Origin of the sequence: Allobosea sp. CRIB-10 (assembly GCF_900112185.1) — a bacterium.
Taxonomy (GTDB): domain Bacteria; phylum Pseudomonadota; class Alphaproteobacteria; order Rhizobiales; family Beijerinckiaceae; genus Allobosea.
This window is the reverse complement of sequence record NZ_FOKP01000002.1, coordinates 309,534-330,928: the sequence shown is the minus strand read 5'-3', so window position 1 is coordinate 330,928 and position 21,395 is coordinate 309,534. Positions and strand designations below refer to the sequence as shown.

Sequence of the window (21,395 nt, the reverse complement as noted above, 5' to 3'; positions counted from 1 at the left end):
TCTGAGGCCTCAGCCGCGCGGCATGAAAACAAGGGCGCTTCGGCACGAAAGCGCTTGGACCGTGGAGGAAACAATGAAGTTCGGAGTTATCGGCAGCGCGCTCGCGCTGACGCTCGGCCTGGCTGGCCCGGCCTTCGCCGACATCAAGATCGGCGCCTCGGTTTCCGAGACCGGACCGGCTTCCTCGCTCGGCGACCCCGAGGCCAAGACCCTCAAGCTGCTGGTCGACGAGATCAATGCGGCCGGCGGCGTGCTCGGCCAGAAGATCAAGCTCGTCCTCTATGACGATGGCGGCGACCCGAACAAGGCCCGGACCTTCGCCACCCGCCTGGTCGAGGACGACGAGGTCGTCGCCATCGTCGGCGGCTCGACCACCGGCACCACCATGTCGATCGTCTCGGTGGTCGAGAACGCCAAGATCCCGTTCATCTCGCTGGCTGGCGCGATCGAGATCATCGATCCGGTCAAGCCCTTCGTCTTCAAGACGCCGCATACCGACCGGATGGCCTGCCGCAAGATCTTCGAGGACATGAAGGCCAAGGGCTTCAGCAAGATCGCCCTGATCTCCGGCTCGGACGGCTTCGGCGCCTCGATGCGCAAGCAGTGCCTGCAGGTCATCGGCGAGTTCGGCATCACCGTGCTGGCCGAGGAGACCTATGGCCCGAACGACGCCGACATGACCCCGCAGCTCACCAATATCCGCTCAAAGGGCGAGGTGCAGGCGATCCTCAATCCCGGCTTCGGCCAGGGTCCGGCGATCGTGACCCGCAATTATGGCCAGCTCGGCATCAAGACGCCGCTCTACCAGTCGCACGGCGTCGCCTCGAAGAGCTTCATCGATCTCGCCGGCCCGGCCTCTGAAGGCGTGCGCCTGCCCGGTACAGCCGTCCTCGTCGCCAATCTCCTGCCGGCGAACGACCCGCAGAAGGCGGTCGTCTCCGCCTATACGAGCGCCTATCAGGCCAAGTTCAACCAGCCGGCCTCCACCTTCGGCGGCTATGCGCATGACGGCCTGCGTTTGCTGGTCGATGCGATCAAGCGTGCCGGCAAGGCCGAGCCGAAGGCGATCCGCGACGCGCTCGAGGGCACCAAGGGCTTCGTCGGCGTCACCGGTACCTTCAACCTGGCGGCATCAGACCATCTCGGCCTCGACCTCTCCGCCTTCCGTATGCTCGAGATCAAGGGCGGCAACTGGGCGCTGGTGCAGTAGGCGGGGCGCGACCCGAGGTCATTGAGCGCAGCCCTATCCGTCATGGTCGGGCTTGTCCCGACCATCCACGTCTTCCTTCGGGCAAGGCGGTGTTCAAGACGTGGATGCTCGCCACAAGGGCGAGCATGACGAGCTGGCTTGGCCTTCAGCATCTGATCTGGCCACGGGGAGCAGAGAGTGGCGGAACTTCTCCAATACCTGTTGTCGGGCGTGACGGTCGGGGCGGTCTATGCGCTGGTCGCGCTCGGCTTCACCCTGATCTACAACGCCTCCGACGTGGTGAACTTCGCCCAGGGCGAGTTCGTCATGCTCGGCGGCATGATCACCTTCTTCGCCTGGCAGGCCGGCATCCCGCTGCCGCTGGCGGCGCTGCTCGCCATCCTCGCCGCCGCGACGATCGGCGTGCTCCTCAACAAGCTGGCGATCGAGCCGGCGCGTGGTGCGCCCGTCGCCAGCCTGATCATCATCACCATCGGCGCCTCGATCTTCTTGCGCGGCAGCGCCCAGCTCGTCTTCGACAAGCAACTCCACCGCTTTCCGAGCTTCTCCGGTGACGATCCGCTCCGGATCCTCGGCGCGACGATGCTGCCGCAGAGCCTCTGGGTCATCGCCGGGGCGGTCGCGGTCTTCCTAGCGCTCTGGCTGTTCTTCGCCCGCACGCTCACCGGCAAGGCCGTGCTCGCTACCGCCAACAACCGCATCGCCGCGAGCCTCGTCGGCATCAACCCCAACCACATGATGACGCTGAGCTTCGCCGTCTCGGCCGCGATCGGCGCGCTCGCTGGCGTGCTGGTCACCCCGATCACCCTGACCAGCTATGATCTCGGCGTGGCGATGGCGCTGAAGGGCTTCGCCGCCGCCATGCTCGGCGGCATGGGCGTTCCGGCTGGTGCGCTGGTCGGCGGCCTGCTGCTCGGGCTGATCGAGGCGCTCACCGCCGGCTATGTCAGTTCGGTCTACAAGGACGCCGTCGCCTTCATCCTGATCCTCGTGATCCTGTTCGCCCGGCCTCAAGGGCTGTTCGGCCGCAAGGCCATGGACCGGGTGTGACGATGCGCCTGTCCCAAAAGCATCTCACCCTTATCGTGCTGGCGGTGCTGATCGCGCTGGCGCCGGCCTTCTTCCCCTCGAACTTCTATTACCGCATCGGTGCGCTGATCTTCGTCAACGGACTTGCCGTTACCGGCCTCGTCGTGCTGATCGGTTTTGCCGGCCAGATCAGCCTCGGCCATGCCGGCTTTGCCGGGATCGGTGCCTATGCCTGCGCGCTGGCGCCCGGCTATCTCGGGCTGCATCCAGGCCTCGCCATGTTGTTCGGCGCGGTTCTTTCGGGCGTTATCGCCTGGCTGATCGGCCGGCCAATCCTGCGGCTCAAGGGCTATTACCTCGCCGTTGCCACCCTCGGCTTCGGCATCCTGGTCTCGATGGTGCTCGCCAACGAGGCGAAGATCACTGGCGGACCGGACGGGCGCGAGGTCGCCGAGCTCGGCCTGCGCAGCGCGCTTGCTTCCGTCGGCATTGGGCTCAGCAACGCCCAGTTCTGGTACGCCGCCACCGGCTTTTCCATGCTCGCCGGCGCCTGGATCGCGCTCAACCTGCAGGACAGCCCGTCGGGCCGGGCGCTGCGTGCTTTGCACGATTCCGAGGTCGCGGCCCGCACCGTCGGCGTCGACGTCGCCCGGCTCAAGCTGTCGGCTTTCGTGATCTCGGCCGTCTACGCTTCGCTCTCCGGCTCGCTGCTGGCGCTGATGAACCGCTTCATCACGCCCGATGTCGCCGGCTTCCTGCATTCGGTCGAGCTGGTGACCATGACCGTCTTCGGCGGTGTCGGTTCGGTGCCGGGCGCCATCCTCGGCGCGGCGACGCTGACCCTGCTGCCGCAGGCGCTGACCGTGCTGCAGCAATACGAGAACCTCATCCTCGGGCTGATCATGATGCTGGTGATGATCTTCATGCGCGAGGGGCTGCTGCCCTCGATCATGCGCCGCCTGAAGGGGAGGGGCTGATGGCGCTCCTCTCGGTCGAGGGTCTCGGCATCGATTTCGGCGGCCTGCGCGCCGTCAACGATGTCGGCTTTTCGGTCTCGCCGGGCGAGATCGTCTCGGTGATCGGCCCCAACGGCGCCGGCAAGACCACGCTGTTCAACATGATCTCGGGGGTCTACCAGCCCCAACGCGGCCGGATCGTGCTGGACGGACAGGACGTCACCGGCCTGGCGCCGAACCGGCTGGCCGAGCGCGGCCTGTCGCGCACCTTCCAGAACCTGCAGATCTTCCAGCGCATGAGCGTGCTGGAGAACGCCATGACCGGCTGCCACCTCAAGGAGCGCGGGCCGGTCCTCGGCGACCTCCTCAGCCTGCCGTCCTCGCGGCGCCGCAGCGCTTTGACGCGTGCTCGAGCCGCCGAATTGCTGGAACGCGTTGGGCTCGCGCGTGCCGCCGAACGGGAGGCCTCCTCGCTCTCCTATGGCGCGCTGAAGCGCCTGGAGATCGCCCGCGCGCTGGCGCTGGAGCCGCGCATCCTCTTGCTCGACGAGCCGGCGGCTGGCTGCAATGCGGTCGAGACCGAGGAGATCGATCATCTGATCGCCGAGGTCGCCAAATCCGGTGTCGCCATCCTCCTGGTCGAGCACGACATGAAGATGGTGATGCGCATCTCCCAGCACATCGTCGTGCTCGACCGCGGCGAGAAGATCGCGGAGGGCGCGCCGGCGTCCGTCTCGCGCGATCCCAGGGTGATCGAGGCCTATCTCGGCACGCAAGCGACGGAGGCGGGCCATGCTCTCGGTTGAGGGACTGCGCTCGCGCTATGGCCGCATCGAGGTCCTGCATGGGGTCGATCTGGAAGTCGGCTCAGGCGAGATCGTCACCGTCGTCGGCGCCAACGGCGCCGGCAAGACAACGCTGCTGCGCTGCATTTCCGGCGTCCAGCCGGCGAGCGGCGGCGCGATCATTTTCCGCGGCGAGGCGTTGAAGGCGATTCCGGCGCACCGCCGCGTGGGGCTGGGACTTTCGCAATCGCCGGAAGGCCGGCTGATCTTCACCAACCTGACCGTCGAGGAGAACTTGCGGCTCGGCGCCTATCTCTTCGCCGACGAGCGTGTCGAGCACGACATGGCCGACGCCTTCGCCATGTTCCCGATCCTGAAGGAGAAGCGCAATCTGCCGGCCGGCGGCCTCTCCGGCGGCCAGCAGCAGATGCTGGCGATCGGCCGCGCGCTGATGGCCCGGCCCGCCTGCCTGCTGCTCGACGAGCCCAGCATGGGGCTGGCGCCGATCCTGGTGGCGCAGATCTTCGATGTCGTGAAAAACCTGAAGTCGCTCGGGGTCACCGTGCTGCTGGTCGAGCAGAACGCCTATGCGGCCCTGCGGATTGCCGATCGCGGCTATGTCATGGAGACCGGCCGCATCGGCTTCAGCGGCACGGCCGAGGAGCTGATCGCCGATCCGCGCATCCGCGAGGCTTATCTCGGGATCTGAGCTGGCCCGTCACGATCGTGCGAACGGCCCCATGCCTGGTCGGCAGGGGCCGTTCGCCGATTGATTGCCTGTGAAGCTGCCTGCCTGCGTCTTCAGGCCGCCTTCGCCAGCGTCGGCGCGACCGCGAAGGGGGCGGCGGTCTTGGCCTTGACCTCGTCGAGCGTGACGTCCGGCGCGAGCTCGATCAGGGTCAGCCCGCCGCCATTGGCCTTGTCGCAGGTCATGACGCAGAGATCTGTGATGATCAGGTCGACCACGCCGGCCCCGGTCAGCGGCAGCGAGCAACGCTCCAGCACCTTGGATACGCCCGCCTTGTTGGCGTGATCCATCACCACGATCACCTTCTTGACGCCGGCGACGAGGTCCATCGCGCCGCCCATGCCCTTCACCATCTTGCCGGGAATGGTCCAGTTGGCGATGTCGCCATTGGCCGCCACTTCCATGGCGCCGAGGATGGTCAGGTCGATATGGCCGCCGCGGATCATCGCGAAGCTATCGGCCGAGGAGAAGAAGCTCGAGCTCGGCAGGATCGTGATCGTCTGCTTGCCGGCATTGATCAGGTCGGGGTCGGCCTCGCCCTCATAGGGGAAGGGGCCGATGCCGAGCAGGCCGTTCTCGGACTGCAAGGTGACGTCGACGCCGTCCGGAATGTAGTTCGCCACCAGCGTCGGGATGCCGATGCCGAGATTGACGTAGAAGCCGTCCTGCAGCTCTTTGGCGGCGCGGGCGGCCACCTGTTCGCGGGTCCAGGCCATCAGGCTGCCTCCCTCTTGCGCTCGGTGAGCTTCTCGATCTTCTTCTCGTTGATCGTGCTCTTGATGATGCGGTCGACATAGATGCCGGGCGTGTGGATCGCTTCGGGATCGAGCGAGCCGACCGGGACGATCTCCTCGACCTCGGCCACCGTCACCTTGCCGGCGGTCGCCATGTTCGGGTTGAAGTTGCGCGCGGTGCGCCGGTAGACGAGGTTGCCGGCGGTATCGGCCTTCCACGCCTTGACGATCGCGACATCGGCCCGCAGCCAGGTCTCGCGGACATAAAGCTGGCCCTCGAATTCCTCGACCGGCTTGCCCTCGGCCACCACCGTGCCGACGCCGGTGCGGGTATAGAAGGCCGGGATGCCGGCGCCGCCGGCGCGGATGCGCTCGGCCAGCGTGCCCTGCGGGTTGAGCTCGAGCTCGAGCTCGCCGGAGAGGTATTGCTGCTCGAACAGCTTGTTCTCACCCACATACGACGCGATCATCTTCTTGATCTGCCGCGTCTCCAGCAGCATCCACAGGCCGAAGCCGTCGGCGCCGGCATTGTTCGAGATCACCGTGAGGTCCTTCACGCCGGAGCGGCGGACCTCCGGGATCAGGCTCTCGGGATTGCCCGACAGGCCGAAGCCGCCCGACATGATCGTCATCCCGTCGAACAGCAGCCCGTCGAGCGCCGCCTCGGGGCCGTCGTAAATCTTGCGCGTCATCGCTCCCTCATCGCTTGCCCTGCCGCAGGCAGGGTCGTCCATCATGCCTACCCGCCAGGAGCGCCGGTCGTCAGCCTGCCCTGCTCGGCGCCTTGTCGATACCGGCATCAATACCGGGTGTCTCATGCTGCGTCGACGGCGCCGGACCATCAGCCGCCATGTCCGAGATGGCCGCTCCAGACAATGCGGCGTATCGACAAGCGCCGTCAGCTTTCGATGACGATGCTCGCCTCGGCGGACGGCAAAGAACCACTGTGCCACGCCAAGCTGGTGATGACGGAACGAGAGCCTCGGGGAAGTCGGGCCCGGTTCGCGGCGCGAGTTCGCCACGGGCCCGATCGGCGGCGCACCCTGCTTGCTCAGTTGCCCTGGGTCTTCCGGTACAGTTTGGCATAGCGCTCGGCATCGCTCCGGACGACGGCGTCGAACGTCGCCGGCGACGAGGAGACAAGTTCGACGCCCTGAGATCTGAAGCGCTCCTTCATGCCGGGCGCCTGCACGGCTTCGGCGATATCCTGCGCGATCTTCGCGGCGATCGGCTTCGGTGTCGCCGCCGGCATCAGGATACCGAACCAGGCGTCGTAGACGAAGTCCGGTACACCGGCTTCGGCGAATGTCGGGACGTCGGGAAGCTGGGCCATGCGCTGGGTGCCGGTGACCGCCACGGCGCGCATCTTACCGGCCTGAATCAGGTCGCCGCCGACATTGAAGAAGGTGAAGCCCATCGCCGCATCGCTGCGCATGATGGCGGTCTGGGCGTCGGGCATGCCCTTGTAGGGGACATGCACGATCTCGAACCGCGCCGTCTGGCGCAGGAGTTCGGCTGCGATGTTGGTCGCGCTGCCGAGGCCGGCGGAGCTATAGTTGAGCGAGCCGGGCTTCGCTTTCGCCGCCTCGATCAGATCCTTCAGCGTCCTTGTCGGCGCGTCGGGCGGAACGACCAGGATCGACGGCATCGTCGCAACCTGCGTCACGCCGACGAAATCGTTCAGCGGGTCGAAGTTCAGGTTCCGGTTCATGGCGCTGATGACGGCGTGCCCGTTCGACGTCAGCATGATCGTGTGGCCGTCGGCCGGCCCCTTCGCGACGTTTGCGGTTCCCGCAATGCCGGACCTGTTCTCGACGATCACCTGCTGCTTCCATTTCGCCGTGAGCTTCTCGGCGAGGGCGCGCGCCAGGATGTCGGTCATGCTGCCGGCGGAGAACGGCACCACGATGCGGACCAGCTGGTTCGGATAAGACGATGCAGGGTCGGACGACTGCGCCAGGGCAGAGATCGGTGTGAGCACCGTAGCCGTGGCAAGAAGAGCAGCAGTCAGCAATCGACGACGGTTCATGGATACCTCCCTTGGTGTTTATGAGGGGTCACGCCGATGCCGGCGGGAGCGGCATGACGAGCAGGATCGAGGCGTCCCGGTCGGTGTCGTTGCGCAGCTGGCGCCCTTCGCCGGGCGCGATCCGGCAGGAATCCCAGCGCCTCAGCTTGACCTCGTCCTGCCCGTTCGACAGGGCGACCTCGCCGTCGAGGACGACGTAGAGCTTCTCGACGCCGGAGGCGTCGAGCGTGGTGCCGCCGCCGGGCGCGATGGTCGAGACGCCGAGCCAGACCGTGTCGGCCGGGCCGGCCTCGCGGCCTTGCAGGCGCACCATCTGCATCAGCGCATGGCCGGGAGCGTCATAGGACGGGGCTTCGTCGAAGCGGACGACATGCATGGCGTCAGGCTCCCGGCACCAGCACGACACGGTCGCGCGACGAGCCCATCACGGCCTGATAGGCGGCGTGGGCGTCGGCGAGCGGATAGATCGCGCTCGGCTTGATCGGAAAGGGTTTCAGGAAGCCGCCGGCGAAACCCGGGGCGAGGTCGCGCAGGACCGCGCCGGTCTCGATCGAGCTCAGCGCGATCGTGTCGATGCCGACATAGGTGTGGCGGCCCTTGTAGAAGGCGAGGATGTCGAAGGTGACGAAGCGGTCGATCACCGCGATGAAGATCGCCCGGCCGCCGACCGCCAGCGACTTCTGGCCGATCTGGTAGAAGGGGTCGCCGACCGTGTTGAAGACGATGTCCGCGCCCTTGCCGCCGGTCAGTTCGCGCACGCGGGCCGGGACGTCCGTGCCGGCGGCGGAGACGACCTCGACCGGGCCGCTGGCATGGCCGGCATAGGGCTCCTCGCGACGCGTGATGCCGATCACCTTGGCGCCGCGCCAGCTCGCGATCTGCGCCGCCGCCTGGCCGACCTTGCCGTTGAGGCCGAGGATCAGCGCGGTCTCGCCCGCCTTCGGCAGGCCGGCGCGACGCAGGCCTTCCCAGGCGGTGACGAAGGGCACGCCGATTCCGGCGGCTTCCTCGACGCTCACCCCGGCCGGAACCTCGACGATGGCCCCGGCTTCGACGATCAGATGGCTCGCCTGGGCACCGTCCTGGCGGATGCCGAGATCGCCGGAGGAGCCGAAGACCTGCTTGCCGATCAGGGCGGCAGGGCCGGCGATAACTTTGCCGGCGAAATCCCGGCCCGGCGTGCGCGGGAACACGGCATAGGGCATCAGCCCGGTCGCGGCCTTGGCGTCGGACGGGTTGACCGCCGCGGCCTGGACCTCGACCAGCACTTCATCGGCGGCGAGCGGACGCAACGGCCGTTCCTCGATCGGCAGCGCGATCTCGTCATAGCTCGCGGCCTTGGCGTGGAGGCGCAGGCCGCGCACGGTCAGCGGTCGGGCGGCCTGGGCTTCGCGAATGAGGGCTTCGGTGGCAGGGGGCATGGCGGTTCGCTTCCGATGAGAGGGTCAGGCCACCCGTTTCGCGCCGGCGGCGCGATCGGGCAGGCCGATGAGGGCGCGGGCTTCCTGCGGGCTGGCGATCTGGCCGCCGAGGCCTTCGACGATGCGGCGAGCCTTTTCGACCAGCGCGGCGTTGGAGGGGGCAAGGACGCCGTGGTCGATATAGACGCCGTCCTCCAGCCCGACGCGGACATGGCCGCCGGCGAGATAGGACAGCGCCACGCTCTGGAAGGCCGAGCGGCCGATGCCGATCGCGGTGAACAGCGCCCCCTCCGGCAGCAGGCCGCGGGCATAGAGCACCGTCTCCGGCGAGGGCTGGAAGCCGTAGCGCACGCCCATCACGAAGGAGGTGAGCGGCCTCTGCTGCAATGTGCCGTCCTTGATCAGGTCGTTCAGCAGGGCGATGTCGCCGGAGTCGAACAGCTCGATCTCGGGGCGCACGCCGGCCTCCGCGATCACCTTGGCCATGCGGCGGACATTGGCGGGCGTGTTGATCACGACCTCGCCGCCGGAATTCATGGTGTTGAGGTCGAGCGTGCAGATGTCGGGGTTGAGCGCCGCGACATGGGCGACGCGCTGCTCCGGCAGCATCAGCGTCGTGCCGGGGCCTGCTAGTTTGGGATCGTGCTCGGAGGGGACGAAGCGTCCGCCCGGCCCGGTCGTCAGGTTGATGATCAGGTCGGGATTACCGGCGCGGATGCGCTCGACCACCTCCTCATAAAGCGACAGCTCCATCGAGGGCCGGCCGGTTGCGGGATCGCGCACATGGATATGGGCGATCGCGGCGCCGGCCTCCGCCGCTTCGAGCGCGGATTCGGCGATCTGCTGCGGCGTGATCGGCAGATGCGGACTCTGCTCCGGCCTGGTCAGGTTGCCGGTGATCGCGCAGGTGATGAAGACCTTTGGCAATGGCGCGCGCATGGCGGTCCCTCCCTCAGAGCGCCCGGCCGCCATCGACCTGGACGATGTGTCCGGTCGAGTAGCCGAGCATGGTGGCGCAGGCGGTGATGGCGGCGGCGATGTCGTCGGCCGCGCCGATGCGCTTCAGCGGTGTCGAGGCGCTGACCTTGTCGTTGAAGTCGGCGCCGCGGCCGGGGACGAATTCGGTGTCGACCACGCCGGGCGAGACCGCGAGGACCCGGACCTCCGGCGCCAGCACTCGCGCCAGCGCCTTGGTCATCACGTCGATGCCGGCCTTGGCGGCGCAATAGGCGATCGAGGAGCCGACGGCGGTGAAGGCGGCGATCGAGGAGATCGAGACCACGAGCCCGTCGCCCGAGGCCTTCAGCATCGGTGCGAAGGTGCGGATGGTGGCGAACTGGCCGCGCCAGTTGACCTGCAGCATCCGGTCGATGAGCTCGTCGGTGAGCGCGTCGAGATCGGCATGCGGGACCGGCTTGGTGTAGCCGGCGGCGTTGACCAGGATGTCGAGCCGGCCGTAGCGAGCCTGGATGGCATCACGCAGGGCGATCAGCGAAGGGGTGTCGGCGACATCGGCGATGAAGGCGGCGTGACCGTCGCCGAGCTCGGCGATCAGCGCCTTGGCGGCTTGGGTATCGCGCTCGCTGTCGAGATGGGTGACGGCGATGGTCGCGCCGGCGGCGGCGAGCATCCGGCTGGTGGCGGCGCCGATCGCGCCGGCGCCGCCGACGACGAGGGCGACCTTGCCTTTTAGGGAGCGCGGATAGCGGGCCCGGGGCGGGGCGACGATGGTGGTGTCCGGCTGGGCGAGATGCGACATGGCGATCCCTGTCTGTGAAAAGGGCAAAAAGGGGGGAATAAGGGGAGTCAGCGGATCGGCGGCGCCGGCAGCTTGGCTTCGCCGGGCTCCATCACGAAGACGTAGTCGAAGAGGTACCAGGGGCCCTCGACATCGGGCTCTGGCGCCGGGCCGGTGCCCAGGCGGAAGTCGCCGATCAGATGGCGGGTCACGCCGAAGACGACGTCGCTTTCCAGATGCTGGTCGTCGTCGACGAAGACCTGGGTGATCAGGGTCTTGTAGCCCGGCTTGAAGCCGAGGAAGTGCAGATGCGCCGGCCGGTAGGGATGGCGTTGCTGGGCCCGCAGCAAGTCGCCCGCCGGGCCGTCGGTCGGCACCGGATAGCCGGCCGGCTTGACCGAGCGGAAGGCGATGCAGCCGGTGGCGTCGGTGGTGAACTTGCCGCGCAGGTTCATCTCGGCCTGGCCAGGGTCCTGGTTCTCGTATAGCCCGACCGGCGAGGCCTGCCAGACATCGACCTCGACGCCGGCGATGGGGCGGCCGTCAGGATCGGTGACCCGGCAATTGGCGAAGAGGGCGGGGCCGGGCGTTTCCGAGCGGATGATCGAGCCGCCATTGGGCGTCGCCGGCGAATGCATCCGCCAGAACGGGCCGAGCAGGGCCGCTGCCGTCTCGGTCGCGCCGTTCTGGCCGTTGTTCAGCAGGCAGACCAGCGTCGAGAAGCCGATCACGTCGGAGAACAGCACGGCCTCGTTATGGCTGTCGTTCGTCGCCTGGCCGATGCGGTTGAGGGCGTCGAGGCCGAGCTCGAACTCCTCCTCGGTCAGCCGGACGTCGCGGGCGAAGGCATGCATGTGCCGGACGAAGGAGGCCATCACCTCCGTCAGGCGCGCATTCGGGGCCCGCGACATCGCGTCGAGCACCACCGGCGTCACCGCCTCCTGGGTTTCGATGATGTGGGAGCGGAGCGCCTGCTCCGCTCCCACGGCCGCTTCCTTGGCTGCCATCGTCGTTTCCTCCGGCGCTCATGTTGTGCGATCGATTGCACAAAGAGTTATGCGATCGATTGCACGTTGTCAAGCAAGCTGAATCATGATTTGTTGCGGCCCGTGGTTCGGATCGTGGAATCTCAATGAAATCAGCAGCATCAGCCGCCGCACGCAGCGCGACCCTGCAGTCGATCGCCGAGGCGGCGGGCGTGCATCGTTCGACGGCGGCGCGCGCCCTCGACCCGGCGCAGGCGCATCGCATCTCGCAGGAAGTGGTCGAGAAAGTGCGGGCGGAGGCGTTGCGGCAGGGCTACCGGCGCGACGCGATCGCGGCCTCCCTGCGGACCGGGCGGTCGCGCCTGGTCGGCGTCGTGCTGCCCGATCTCGCCAACCCGGTCTTCGCTCCGATTCTCGACGGGGTCGGCGCCGCTTTGGCCGAACAGGGCTATTCGATGCTGGTCGCCGATGGCGGCGCGGGCGGGGCGCGCCAGGTGGTGATCGTCGAGGAGCTGATCGCCCGGCGCGTCGACGGGCTGCTGCTGGCTACCGCCCGGCGCAGCGATCCGGTCCTGACGGTCTGCCTGGAGGCGGGCGTGCCGACCGTGCTGGTCAACCGCGCCGAGGACCAGCCGCGGGCTGCCACCGTGGTTTCGGACGATATCTGCGGCATGCGGTTCGCGGTCGAGCATCTCGCCGGCCTCGGGCATCGCAGAATCGGGCACCTCGCCGGCCCAGAAGGGCTCTCGACCGGCATTCTGCGCCGCAGAGGCTTCGAGTTGGCGATGCAGGCGGCAGGGCTCGACCCTTCGGCGATCGCCGTCGCCAGGGCCTATAGCCGTGTGGAAGGGCAGGCGGCGACGGCGGCGTTGCTCGACGCCGCACCCGGCCTGACCGCGATCGCGGCGAGCAACGATCTGCTCGCGCTCGGCGCCTATCTGGAGCTGAAGCGGCGGGGATTGTCGTGCCCGGGCGACCTCTCGATTGTCGGCCACAACGACATGCCGCTGGTCGACATGGTGGACCCGCCGCTGACGACCGTCCGGATCGCCCATGTCGAGATGGGGCGGGCGGCGGCGCAACGGCTGCTGGAGCGCCTCGCCGACCCGGATGCCGAGACATCTGTGACGCTGATGCCGGCCGAGCTGATCGTGCGGGGGTCGACGCGGGAGGCGTACTGAGACGGGAAGGGTCCGCCGCGAGGCTACTGGGTTCACCTCCGCGAATTTCGGCAAAGGATCGCCAAATCGGACAAGACATCCACCGGCTCGGCCGCCAGCTTCCGCGGCATGCTGGTCCTCCGCGCCATGTCTCGGGCCTCGGCAGGAGTGTTCGACGATGAAGATCTACCTGATGTCGCTCGGCGCCGGCCTGCTGGTCGGTGTCATCTACAGCCTGATCAGTGTGCGCTCGCCGGCGCCGCCGATCGTGGCGCTGGTCGGCCTGCTGGGCATCCTGATCGGCGAGCAATTGCCGCCGCTCCTGCGCGCCATCTGGGCGAAGGAGCCTGGGACGGTGTCCTGGCATCATCAGGTCAAGCCGCATGTCTTCGGCCATCTGCCCCGCGGTGCGAAGCCGCCGGTCGAGGCTGTCGCTGATACGGAAAGGGAGCGCAGCTGATGCCGACCCGGCGTACGATACTAGGTGGCCTGGCCCTTCCGGGCCTCGCCTCCTCAGCCCTGGCCCAGGGGCAGCCTCAGCCACGCGGAACCCCAGCGATGATCGCCGATCTCATCCTCAGCAATGGCCGCTTCACCACGCTCGATCGCGGCAAGCCGACCGCGAGCGCGGTCGCGATCAAGGACGGCAAGTTCCTCGCCGTCGGCAGCCAGGCCGAGGTCATGGCCCATGCCGGGCCGAATACGAGGGTTATCGATCTCAAGGGACGCAGCGCGCTGCCCGGCCTGATCGACAACCATCTGCACATCATCCGCGGCGGGCTCAACTTCAATATGGAGCTGCGCTGGGACGGTGTGCGCTCGCTCGCCGATGCGATGAACATGCTCAAGCGCCAGGTCGCGGTGACGCCACCGCCGCAATGGGTCCGCGTCGTCGGCGGCTTCACCGAGCACCAGTTCGCCGAAAAGCGCCTGCCGACGATCGAGGAGCTCAACGCGGTTGCGCCGGACACGCCGGTCTTCATCCTGCATCTCTACGACCGCGCTCTGCTCAACGCTGCTGCGCTGCGCGCCGTCGGCTATACGAAGGACACGCCCCAGCCACCGGGCGGCGAGATCACCCGCGACGCCAACGGCAATCCGACCGGCCTCCTGCTGGCGCGCCCGAACGCCAACATCCTCTACGCGACGCTGGCGAAGGGCCCCAAGCTCCCGCTCGACTATCAGGTCAATTCGACCCGGCATTTCATGCGCGAGCTCAACCGGCTCGGCGTCACCGGCGCGATCGATGCCGGCGGCGGCTATCAGAATTATCCCGACGATTACGCCGTCATCCAGAAACTCGCCGACGAGGGGCAGCTCACCATTCGGCTCGCCTACAACCTGTTCACGCAGAAGCCGAAGCAGGAGAAGGACGACTTCCTCAACTGGACGAAGACCTCGAAATACAAACAGGGCACCGACTATTTCCGCCATAATGGCGCCGGCGAGATGCTGGTCTTCTCCGCCGCCGATTTCGAGGATTTCCGCGAGCCGCGACCCGATATGCCGCCGGAGATGGAGGGCGATCTCGAAGGCGTCGTGCGCATCCTTGCCGAGAATCGCTGGCCCTGGCGGATGCATGCGACCTATGACGAGACGATCTCGCGCGCGCTCGACGTCTTCGAGAAGGTCGACAAGGATATCCCCCTCAAGGGGCTGAATTGGTTCTTCGACCATGCCGAGACGATCTCGGAGCGTTCGATCGACCGGATCGCGGCACTCGGCGGCGGTGTCGCCGTGCAGCACCGCATGGCCTATCAGGGCGAGTATTTCGTCGCGCGCTATGGCGCCGCCGCCGCCGAGGCGACTCCGCCGGTCGCGCGCATGCTGGAGAAGGGCGTCAGGACCTCGGCCGGCACCGACGCCACCCGTGTCGCCTCGTACAACCCCTGGGTCTCGCTGTCCTGGATGGTGACCGGCAAGACCGTGGGCGGCTTGCGTCTCACGCCGCAACGCAATTGCCTCGACCGCGAGACGGCATTGCGAATGATGACCGAGAAGGTCACCTGGTTCTCGAATGAGGAGGGCAAGAAGGGCCAGATCGCGGTCGGCCAGTTCGCCGACCTGATCGTGCCCGACCGCGACTTCTTCGCCTGCCCGGAGGACGAGATCTCCTTCATCAGCGCGGATCTCACCGTCGTCGGCGGCAAGGTCGTCTATGGCGCGCGCGATTTCGCCAGCGCCGACGAGAGCGCGCCGCCGCCGGCGATGCCGGACTGGTCGCCGGTGCGCACCTTCAAGGGCTATGGCGCCTGGGGCGAGCCTGATGGCGCCGGCAAGAACTCGCTGCGGCGGGCGGCGATGACGACTTGCGGCTGCGCCAGTTCCTGCGGCGTGCATGGCCATGATCATGCCAGCGCTTGGTCGAGCAAGCTGCCGGTGGGTGATCTCAGGAGCTTGTGGGGCGCGCTCGGCTGCGCCTGCTGGGCGGTGTGACGATGGCCGGCGCAGTCCGTTTCCTCGCCCTGCTCCTGCTCTGCGCCGCCTATATCCAGGGACCGGTCACCAAGATCCTCGATTTTCCGGGCGCGCTCGCCGAGATGACCCATTTCGGCCTGACGCCGGCGCCGCTCTTCGCGGTCGGCGTGATCGTCTTCGAGCTCGCGATGAGCGCGCTGATCCTGATCGGCCGCTGGCGCTGGCTGGCGGCGCTCGCGCTCGCCGGCTTCACCTTGGTCGCGACTTTCATCGCCATCCGCTTCTGGGAGCTGCCCGCCGGCCAGGGGCGGATGATGGCGACGAACAGCTTCTTCGAGCATCTCGGCCTGATCGGCGGCTTCCTGCTGGTGGCGCTGGACGATCTCACCTGGAAGAAGGCGTGAGCCGATGAGCAAAGCCCCGCCGCATCCGCCGAGTTCGAGTTTCGCGCCGCTGCGCCAAAAAGTCTTCGCCGTGCTCTGGGCGGCGACGATCATCGGCAATATCGGGTCGTTCATGCGCGACGTCGCCAGCGCCTGGCTGGTGACCGACCTCTCCGGTGCGCCAGCGGCGGTGGCGCTGGTCCAGGCGGCGGCGACGCTGCCGATCTTCCTGCTGGCGATCCCCGCCGGGGTGCTCTCCGACATCCTCGACCGGCGCAAGTTCCTGATCGCCATCCAGATCCTGCTCGGCTGCGTCAGCCTCGCGCTGATGGCGCTGGCGAGCCTGGGCCAGCTCAGCGTGCCGGCACTTGTGGGCCTCACCTTCCTCGGCGGCGTCGGCGCGGCGCTGATGGCGCCGACCTGGCAGGCGATCGTGCCCGAATTGGTGAGCAAGGCGGATTTGAAGAGCGCCGTCGCCCTGAACTCGCTCGGCATCAACATCTCGCGCGCCATCGGTCCGGCGCTGGGCGGGCTTATCCTCGCCGCCTTCGGCGCCGGCTTCACCTATGGCGCGGACGTGTTGAGCTACGTCATCGTCATCGGCGCGCTGCTCTGGTGGCGGCGGCCGCAAGGCGCGGACGATGCGCTGAGTGAGCGCTTCGCCGGCGCCTTCCGCGCCGGTTTGCGCTATGCCAGGGCCAGCCGCGAACTGCACGTCGTGCTGCTGCGCGCCGCGATCTTCTTCGCCTGTGCCAGCGCCGTTTGGGCGCTACTGCCGCTGGTCGCGCGCAACCTGCTCGGCGGCGGTGCCGGCTTCTACGGCATCCTGCTCGGCGCGGTCGGTGCAGGTGCGATCGGCGGCGCCGTGCTGCTGCCGCGCCTGCGCGCCCGGCTCGACGCCGACGGGCTGCTGCTGCTCTCGGCTGTCGTCACCGCCGCGGTGATGGCGGCGCTGACGCTCGGGCCGCCGCAATGGCTGGCGCTGCTCATCCTGCTGCTGCTCGGCGCGGCCTGGATCGTGGCATTGACGACGCTGAACGGCGTCGCCCAGGCGATCCTGCCGAACTGGGTGCGCGGCCGGGCGCTCGCCGTCTATCTCACCGTGTTCAACGGCGCGATGACCGCCGGCAGCCTCGGCTGGGGCGCGGTGGCGGAAGCCGCCGGCATAAGCGGCACACTGCTGATCGGCGCCGGCGCGCTGCTGGTCGCCGGCCTCGTCATGCACCGGATCAAGCTGCCGGCGGGCGAGGCCGACCTCGCGCCCTCCAATCATTGGCCGGAGCCACTCGTGGCGGAGGCCATCGACAATGATCGCGGTCCCGTCCTGATCCTGATCGAGTACAGCGTGCCGCAAGCCGATCGTGAGGCCTTCCTGCGTGCGATCAACGCCTTGTCGGTCGAGCGGCGCCGCGACGGCGCCTATGGCTGGGGCATCACCGAGGACACCGCCGATCCCGGCAAGCTGGTCGAATGGTTCATGGTCTCGTCCTGGGCCGAGCATCTGCGCCAGCATCGCCGCGTCTCGAGGGCCGATGCCGACTTGCAGAGTGAGGTCCGGCGCTTCCATGTCGGAGAGTCCGGGCCGGTGGTGCGGCATTTCCTCCATGTCGATCCGCTGCATCGCCCGGCGGCGCCCGGCAGCGGGGCTGAGCCATGAGCTGGTTGCGCAAGGCGGCGCTGGCCGGCGCATGCTGGCTGGCGCTGGCCGGTTTTGCCGCAGCGCAGGCCGACAGACCCGATGATACCCCGGCCAAGGATCCGATCGATCGGTTCAAGAACATCCCGCTGACAGCCGATCGCGCGGTCACGCTCAGCCTGGGCGGGCAGCTACGCGTCCGGCCGGAGTTCTCCCGCCATCCGGTGTTCGGGCTGGCGGCCCCCGACCACAATAACGGGCTGCTGATCCGCTCCTTCCTGTCGGCGGATCTGCGGCTCGGCCCTCATCTGCGTGCCTTCGTCGAGATCGTCAGCGGGCAAGCGCCGATCTGGGCAGGCACGCCGCCGGGAACGCAGCTCGACCGACTCGACCTGCGCCAGGGCTATGGCGAGCTCACCGTGCCGATCGCGGCTGGCAGCCTGATGGTCCGTGGCGGGCGCCAGGAGATGAGCTTCGGCTCCTCGCGTCTGGTCGGCGTGCGCGACAGCCCGAACATCCGGCGCGCCTTCGACGGCGTCCGCGCGGCGTGGATCGCCTCACCGGAGGCGCGTATCGACGCGTTTCTGGTGCGACCGGTCACGCCGCAAGGCGGCATCTTCGACGACAAGTCCGACCCGGCCCAGGTCTTCTGGGGACTTTACGGCACCAGCCCCGTCCCTGGCATCCCGCTGCTCAAGGCCGACCTCTATTATTTCGGCCTGAACCGCGAGAATGCGCGCTTCGCGCAGGGCACGGCCGACGAGCATCGTCACACCGTCGGCGCAAGGCTGTTCGGCAAGTCGGGCGGCTTCGACTGGAACGTCGAGGGCGCCTATCAGTTCGGCCGGTTCGGGCGCGCCGACATCCAGGCCTGGATGGTCTCGGCGGTGGTGGGCTACAGCTTCGCGGACTTGCCGTTCTCGCCGCGCCTCGGCCTCAATGCCGATGCGATCAGTGGCGACGGCAATCTGCGCAGCGGCAAGCTCGGCACCTTCAACCCGCTCTACCCGCGTTTGCCCTATTTCTCCGAGGCCAACCTCGTCGGCCCGGCCAACCTGATCGACATCCAGCCGAACATCACGCTGACCCTGCTGCCCAAGGTGAAGCTGACGGTCGGCTGGAACCCGCTCTGGAAGCAGGAAAAGGCCGATGCCTATTACGGCCCGGCGATCACGCCGGTGGCGCGCACGACCGGCGGCGCCGGCCGCTATCTCGGCCACCAGGTCTCGACCAAGTTGGAGTGGAGCCCGAGCGAGCATCTGACGCTCGGGGGAACCTATGTCGCCTATGAGCCGGGCGACCGAATCCGGCGCGCCGGCGGCGTCTCCGGCTCATTCGCCGCCGGCTGGGCGACGGTCTCATTCTGAGGGGAGGGGGATCGACCGCGAAAATCGCAAACCCGCGCAGCAGAACGACAATCCGAGAAATATCCTGCCAGCGATAGTGCTGCTCGATGCTTGGCGCCGGCCCGGCGCCGTTGACCAACGGAAGACTCATCCGGAGACCATCATGTCGAAATACCAGGAAGTCCTGACCCCCAAGAACTGCCAGATGATCTTCATCGACCAGCAGCCGCAGATGGCCTTCGGCGTGCAGTCGATCGACCGCCAGGTCCTGAAGAACAATGTCGTCGGCCTGGCCAAGGCGGCGAAGGCCTTCAACATCCCGACCACGATCACCACGGTCGAGACCTCGAGCTTCTCCGGTCACACCTATCCCGAGCTGCTGGCGGTGTTCCCGCAGAACAAGATCCTCGAGCGGACTTCGATGAACTCCTGGGACGACCAGAACGTCCGCGATGCGCTCGCCGCCAATGGCCGCAAGAAGATCGTGGTCTCCGGGCTCTGGACCGAGGTCTGCAACACCACCTTCGCGCTTTGCGCCATGCTGGAAGGCGGCTACGAGATCTACATGGTGGCGGACGCCTCCGGCGGCACCTCCAGCGACGCCCATAAATACGCGATGGACCGCATGGTGCAAGCTGGCTGCGTGCCCGTGACCTGGCAGCAGGTCCTGCTCGAATGGCAGCGCGACTGGGCCCATCGCGACACCTATGACGCGGTGATGGCGATCGTGAAGGAGCATTCGGGCGCCTATGGCATGGGTGTCGACTACGCCTACACCATGGTTCACAGCGCGCCCGAGCGCGTCACTCACGGCGAGACCATCGGCCCGAACCCGGCCAAGGTCTCGAACTGAGCCGCTCCGCCGATGCGGGCGCGGTGGCGCCCGCATCGGTGGTCAGGATGGCGAAGCGGCCGCCCGCCGCGAGGCCGGCGCGGGAGCCGCCCTGCGCGGCGGTGAAGCTGCCGTGGCCGCGACGCCGACAGGTTGCAGCGAGGCGTCGTCGCAATAGCGCTGCCAGGAAATGTTGAGATGATGCGCGACGGCCGCCGCGGCCGCGTCCTCGTCGCCCCGGACGATCGCCTCCAGGATCGCTCCATGCTCGTCGAGCACCGGCTTGATGCCGTGCGGGCGGCTGTTGAACAAGCGCGCATGGTGCAGATGCGGGTGCAGGTTGCGGACGGCCCGCGCCAGGATCTCGTTGCCGCAGGCCGACAGCATGGCCCCGTGAAAGGCTTCGTCCAGCCGGCTGGCGCCGACATAGTCGCAGTCGCTTTCCGCGCTGCGTGACAATTCCTGTTCCATCGCCTCGACGCTGGCCCGCATGGCCGCGATCGGCCCGGCCTGCCGGGTGCGCGCGAGCTGCCGGGCAGCCCAGCTCTCGTTCAGGATGCGGAAGTCACGGAGCTGCTCGAACCAGGCGCGCGGCGGCTCGGGCGCCACCGAGAAGCCCGAGAACGAGGTCGAGGCGACGAGGCCCAGCGCCGCGAGCCGCGTCAGCGCCTCGCGGATCGGCGAGGAGCTGACCTCGAATTCGCGCGTCAGTGCGTCGATGTTCAGCCTGTCGCCGGGAGCATAGGCCCGATCCAGGATGCGCTGGGTAAGCAGCGCCGTGACCTGATCGACGAGCGCCACGCGGGCGAGCAGCGGTTTGGCAACCATGGGTCTTCGTCCTGGACTTGGCACGGCCCCTAGCGCTATCGACTATCGTCGCCTACCTATCATCGGCCGTGCACGATTATCATGTGCTCACGATCGCGGCGCAACCATTCGGCAGCCGCGCCGATACGGACCGGAGCTGGAGATTCACTGCTGTGAAACCCGCCGAGACCTCGGCGGGTGCACCTATCGTCGGGGGGGCGCTATGGAGAGGTCGACGCCGGGCAGTTCGAGCGGCTTCTATGGCCAGCGCATCGCCGATCATTTCGGCATGGAAGGGCGCCTCGTCTCCGAATTCCGGCTCGACGGGCAACTCGGATTGGCCGCGACGCGGCTGTCCTGCGGACGCCGCTTCAGGGAGCGTACCGATCGAACCCCTGACGAGGGCGCTTTCTCGATTCTCTACCAGATCGACGATCTGGAGGATCATGCCTGCTGGCGAGGCGGCCAGTGGCAGCGCTCGGGCGAGTTCCTCGCAAAATCCGTGAACATCGTCGACCTGCGCGAGGACCCGCAATGGCAGTTCAAGGGCCGGTTCGACGCGTTGCAGTTCTACGTCCCGTCGAGCGCCGTCGCGACGATCGCCGCGCAGCACGGCGGCCGGGTCGCGTCGAGCCTGCGCTGGGAGGGCGACGCCCGCGACGAGATCCTGTGGGGGCTCTCGCAAGCCCTGCTTCATGCCTCGATCTCGGCCAGTGCGAATCAGCTGCTGATCGATCAGCTCGCGATCAGCCTGCTGACCCATTTTGCCCAGGCCTATGGCGGGCTCGACATCGGATCGCCCGCACGGCTCGGGCAACTCGCCGGCTGGCAGCTGCGCCGGGCCAAGGAGATCATGTTCGCGCGCCTGGCCTCCGATCTGACGATCGCACAAGTCGCGAGCGAGTGCCGGCTGACGCCGAGCCACTTCGCCCGCGCCTTTCGTCGGAGCACCGGCGTCGCCCCGCAGCGCTATCTGATGCAGTTGCGGATCACTGAGGCGAAGAAGCATCTGTCCCAGCCGCATCTGCCGCTGTCCGACATCGCCTTGGTGTGCGGCTTCGGCGATCAGAGCCATTTCACCCGCGTTTTCCGGCAGCTCGCCGGCGCAAGCCCGGGGGCCTGGCGCCGCGGTCAGAAGGATCTCCCGATCGGCGATGACGAGCAGTTGTCTCGCTGA

Annotated in this window: 22 protein-coding genes; 13 read left to right on the top strand and 9 right to left on the bottom strand. The window is 67.7% G+C overall.

What is annotated here, in order from left to right; all coding sequences use genetic code 11:
• Positions 1–73: 73 nt before the first annotated feature.
• The 5 genes from BMZ69_RS04395 (at position 74) to BMZ69_RS04375 (ending at position 4,689) form a co-directional block, all read left to right on the top strand.
• Complete coding sequence (locus BMZ69_RS04395; RefSeq protein WP_092155234.1) at positions 74–1,210, top strand: ABC transporter substrate-binding protein; 1,137 nt, start codon at positions 74–76, stop codon at positions 1,208–1,210.
• A gap of 177 nt (positions 1,211–1,387) precedes the next feature.
• Positions 1,388–2,260 (top strand): branched-chain amino acid ABC transporter permease, encoded by an 873-nt coding sequence (locus BMZ69_RS04390; RefSeq protein ID WP_092155232.1) that lies wholly within the window; start codon positions 1,388–1,390, stop codon positions 2,258–2,260.
• A gap of 2 nt (positions 2,261–2,262) precedes the next feature.
• Positions 2,263–3,216 carry a branched-chain amino acid ABC transporter permease gene (locus BMZ69_RS04385; RefSeq protein WP_175506660.1) on the top strand — a complete coding sequence of 318 codons (954 nt, stop codon included), beginning with the start codon at positions 2,263–2,265 and terminating at the stop codon, positions 3,214–3,216.
• Positions 3,216–4,001 carry an ABC transporter ATP-binding protein gene (locus tag BMZ69_RS04380; RefSeq protein ID WP_092155228.1) on the top strand — a complete coding sequence of 262 codons (786 nt, stop codon included), beginning with the start codon at positions 3,216–3,218 and terminating at the stop codon, positions 3,999–4,001. The genes BMZ69_RS04385 and BMZ69_RS04380 overlap by 1 nt, the downstream gene beginning before the upstream one ends.
• On the top strand, positions 3,988–4,689 hold the full coding sequence (locus tag BMZ69_RS04375) for an ABC transporter ATP-binding protein (protein ID WP_092155226.1): 702 nt from the start codon (positions 3,988–3,990) through the stop codon (positions 4,687–4,689). The genes BMZ69_RS04380 and BMZ69_RS04375 overlap by 14 nt, the downstream gene beginning before the upstream one ends.
• 92 nt (positions 4,690–4,781) lie before the next feature.
• On the opposite strand, the gene BMZ69_RS04370 is transcribed toward BMZ69_RS04375, so the two are convergent.
• The 8 genes from BMZ69_RS04370 to BMZ69_RS04335 form a co-directional block, all read right to left on the bottom strand.
• On the bottom strand, positions 4,782–5,444 hold the full coding sequence (locus BMZ69_RS04370) for a 3-oxoacid CoA-transferase subunit B (RefSeq protein WP_092155224.1): 663 nt from the start codon (positions 5,442–5,444) through the stop codon (positions 4,782–4,784).
• Positions 5,444–6,154: a CoA transferase subunit A gene (locus tag BMZ69_RS04365; RefSeq protein WP_092155223.1), complete on the bottom strand. Its 711-nt coding sequence runs from the start codon at positions 6,152–6,154 to the stop codon at positions 5,444–5,446. Before BMZ69_RS04365 ends, BMZ69_RS04370 begins: the two co-directional genes overlap by 1 nt.
• Before the next feature lie 359 nt (positions 6,155–6,513).
• The gene (locus tag BMZ69_RS04360; protein ID WP_092155221.1) at positions 6,514–7,491 is read right to left on the bottom strand and encodes a tripartite tricarboxylate transporter substrate binding protein; all 978 of its coding nucleotides are present in this window, start codon (positions 7,489–7,491) and stop codon (positions 6,514–6,516) included.
• Positions 7,492–7,519: 28 nt separating this feature from the next.
• Positions 7,520–7,867 carry a cupin domain-containing protein gene (locus BMZ69_RS04355; protein WP_092155219.1) on the bottom strand — a complete coding sequence of 116 codons (348 nt, stop codon included), beginning with the start codon at positions 7,865–7,867 and terminating at the stop codon, positions 7,520–7,522.
• 4 nt (positions 7,868–7,871) lie between these two features.
• Positions 7,872–8,912, bottom strand: coding sequence for a quinone oxidoreductase family protein (locus BMZ69_RS04350; RefSeq protein WP_092155217.1), 1,041 nt, complete (start codon positions 8,910–8,912; stop codon positions 7,872–7,874).
• A 24-nt stretch (positions 8,913–8,936) separates the two neighbouring features.
• Positions 8,937–9,851: a beta-keto acid cleavage family enzyme gene (locus BMZ69_RS04345; RefSeq protein ID WP_092155215.1), complete on the bottom strand. Its 915-nt coding sequence runs from the start codon at positions 9,849–9,851 to the stop codon at positions 8,937–8,939.
• Positions 9,852–9,864: 13 nt separating this feature from the next.
• Positions 9,865–10,671 (bottom strand): SDR family NAD(P)-dependent oxidoreductase, encoded by an 807-nt coding sequence (locus tag BMZ69_RS04340; RefSeq protein ID WP_092155213.1) that lies wholly within the window; start codon positions 10,669–10,671, stop codon positions 9,865–9,867.
• A gap of 47 nt (positions 10,672–10,718) precedes the next feature.
• A complete protein-coding gene (locus BMZ69_RS04335) occupies positions 10,719–11,657 on the bottom strand; it encodes a dioxygenase family protein (RefSeq protein WP_092155211.1) in 939 nt (312 codons plus the stop codon).
• 125 nt (positions 11,658–11,782) lie between these two features.
• Here BMZ69_RS04335 and BMZ69_RS04330 point away from each other — a divergent pair, with 125 nt between their 5' ends.
• The 7 genes from BMZ69_RS04330 to BMZ69_RS04300 all read left to right on the top strand — a co-directional run bounded on the left by BMZ69_RS04330 (position 11,783) and on the right by BMZ69_RS04300 (position 19,432).
• A complete protein-coding gene (locus BMZ69_RS04330) occupies positions 11,783–12,817 on the top strand; it encodes a LacI family DNA-binding transcriptional regulator (RefSeq protein WP_092155209.1) in 1,035 nt (344 codons plus the stop codon).
• A gap of 157 nt (positions 12,818–12,974) precedes the next feature.
• Complete coding sequence (locus BMZ69_RS04325; RefSeq protein WP_092155207.1) at positions 12,975–13,256, top strand: XapX domain-containing protein; 282 nt, start codon at positions 12,975–12,977, stop codon at positions 13,254–13,256.
• A complete protein-coding gene (locus BMZ69_RS04320) occupies positions 13,256–15,232 on the top strand; it encodes an amidohydrolase (RefSeq protein WP_092155205.1) in 1,977 nt (658 codons plus the stop codon). The genes BMZ69_RS04325 and BMZ69_RS04320 overlap by 1 nt, the downstream gene beginning before the upstream one ends.
• Before the next feature lie 2 nt (positions 15,233–15,234).
• Positions 15,235–15,618 carry a DoxX family protein gene (locus tag BMZ69_RS04315; protein WP_092155472.1) on the top strand — a complete coding sequence of 128 codons (384 nt, stop codon included), beginning with the start codon at positions 15,235–15,237 and terminating at the stop codon, positions 15,616–15,618.
• Between the two features lie 4 nt (positions 15,619–15,622).
• Positions 15,623–17,254 carry an MFS transporter gene (locus BMZ69_RS04310; RefSeq protein ID WP_092155203.1) on the top strand — a complete coding sequence of 544 codons (1,632 nt, stop codon included), beginning with the start codon at positions 15,623–15,625 and terminating at the stop codon, positions 17,252–17,254.
• On the top strand, positions 17,251–18,600 hold the full coding sequence (locus tag BMZ69_RS04305) for an alginate export family protein (RefSeq protein ID WP_092155201.1): 1,350 nt from the start codon (positions 17,251–17,253) through the stop codon (positions 18,598–18,600). The genes BMZ69_RS04310 and BMZ69_RS04305 overlap by 4 nt, the downstream gene beginning before the upstream one ends.
• Positions 18,601–18,742: 142 nt before the next feature.
• Positions 18,743–19,432: a hydrolase gene (locus BMZ69_RS04300; RefSeq protein ID WP_092155471.1), complete on the top strand. Its 690-nt coding sequence runs from the start codon at positions 18,743–18,745 to the stop codon at positions 19,430–19,432.
• Between the two features lie 42 nt (positions 19,433–19,474).
• Here the strand turns inward: BMZ69_RS04300 and BMZ69_RS04295 are convergent, their stop codons facing one another.
• A complete protein-coding gene (locus BMZ69_RS04295; protein ID WP_092155199.1) occupies positions 19,475–20,239 on the bottom strand; it encodes a GntR family transcriptional regulator in 765 nt (254 codons plus the stop codon).
• Between BMZ69_RS04295 and BMZ69_RS04290 the strand changes: the two genes are divergently transcribed.
• The gene (locus BMZ69_RS04290) at positions 20,238–21,395 is read left to right on the top strand and encodes a helix-turn-helix transcriptional regulator (RefSeq protein WP_244543215.1); all 1,158 of its coding nucleotides are present in this window, start codon (positions 20,238–20,240) and stop codon (positions 21,393–21,395) included. The genes BMZ69_RS04295 and BMZ69_RS04290 overlap by 2 nt on opposite strands.

Bases quoted from the DNA above. Each gene is read 5' to 3' on its own strand.
- BMZ69_RS04320 (WP_092155205.1), top strand. From the start codon at position 13,256: ATGCCGACCCGGCGTACGATACTAGGTGGCCTGGCCCTTCCGGGCCTC.
- BMZ69_RS04295 (WP_092155199.1), bottom strand. From the start codon at position 20,239: ATGGTTGCCAAACCGCTGCTCGCCCGCGTGGCGCTCGTCGATCAGGTC.
- BMZ69_RS04335 (WP_092155211.1), bottom strand. From the start codon at position 11,657: ATGGCAGCCAAGGAAGCGGCCGTGGGAGCGGAGCAGGCGCTCCGCTCC.
- BMZ69_RS04340 (WP_092155213.1), bottom strand. From the start codon at position 10,671: ATGTCGCATCTCGCCCAGCCGGACACCACCATCGTCGCCCCGCCCCGG.
- BMZ69_RS04300 (WP_092155471.1), top strand. From the start codon at position 18,743: ATGTCGAAATACCAGGAAGTCCTGACCCCCAAGAACTGCCAGATGATC.
- BMZ69_RS04370 (WP_092155224.1), bottom strand. From the start codon at position 5,444: ATGGCCTGGACCCGCGAACAGGTGGCCGCCCGCGCCGCCAAAGAGCTG.
- BMZ69_RS04360 (WP_092155221.1), bottom strand. From the start codon at position 7,491: ATGAACCGTCGTCGATTGCTGACTGCTGCTCTTCTTGCCACGGCTACG.
- BMZ69_RS04365 (WP_092155223.1), bottom strand. From the start codon at position 6,154: ATGACGCGCAAGATTTACGACGGCCCCGAGGCGGCGCTCGACGGGCTG.
- BMZ69_RS04310 (WP_092155203.1), top strand. From the start codon at position 15,623: ATGAGCAAAGCCCCGCCGCATCCGCCGAGTTCGAGTTTCGCGCCGCTG.
- BMZ69_RS04345 (WP_092155215.1), bottom strand. From the start codon at position 9,851: ATGCGCGCGCCATTGCCAAAGGTCTTCATCACCTGCGCGATCACCGGC.
- BMZ69_RS04355 (WP_092155219.1), bottom strand. From the start codon at position 7,867: ATGCATGTCGTCCGCTTCGACGAAGCCCCGTCCTATGACGCTCCCGGC.
- BMZ69_RS04290 (WP_244543215.1), top strand. From the start codon at position 20,238: ATGGGTCTTCGTCCTGGACTTGGCACGGCCCCTAGCGCTATCGACTAT.
- BMZ69_RS04315 (WP_092155472.1), top strand. From the start codon at position 15,235: ATGGCCGGCGCAGTCCGTTTCCTCGCCCTGCTCCTGCTCTGCGCCGCC.
- BMZ69_RS04330 (WP_092155209.1), top strand. From the start codon at position 11,783: ATGAAATCAGCAGCATCAGCCGCCGCACGCAGCGCGACCCTGCAGTCG.
- BMZ69_RS04380 (WP_092155228.1), top strand. From the start codon at position 3,216: ATGGCGCTCCTCTCGGTCGAGGGTCTCGGCATCGATTTCGGCGGCCTG.
- BMZ69_RS04395 (WP_092155234.1), top strand. From the start codon at position 74: ATGAAGTTCGGAGTTATCGGCAGCGCGCTCGCGCTGACGCTCGGCCTG.
- BMZ69_RS04305 (WP_092155201.1), top strand. From the start codon at position 17,251: ATGAGCTGGTTGCGCAAGGCGGCGCTGGCCGGCGCATGCTGGCTGGCG.
- BMZ69_RS04375 (WP_092155226.1), top strand. From the start codon at position 3,988: ATGCTCTCGGTTGAGGGACTGCGCTCGCGCTATGGCCGCATCGAGGTC.
- BMZ69_RS04385 (WP_175506660.1), top strand. From the start codon at position 2,263: ATGCGCCTGTCCCAAAAGCATCTCACCCTTATCGTGCTGGCGGTGCTG.
- BMZ69_RS04350 (WP_092155217.1), bottom strand. From the start codon at position 8,912: ATGCCCCCTGCCACCGAAGCCCTCATTCGCGAAGCCCAGGCCGCCCGA.
- BMZ69_RS04325 (WP_092155207.1), top strand. From the start codon at position 12,975: ATGAAGATCTACCTGATGTCGCTCGGCGCCGGCCTGCTGGTCGGTGTC.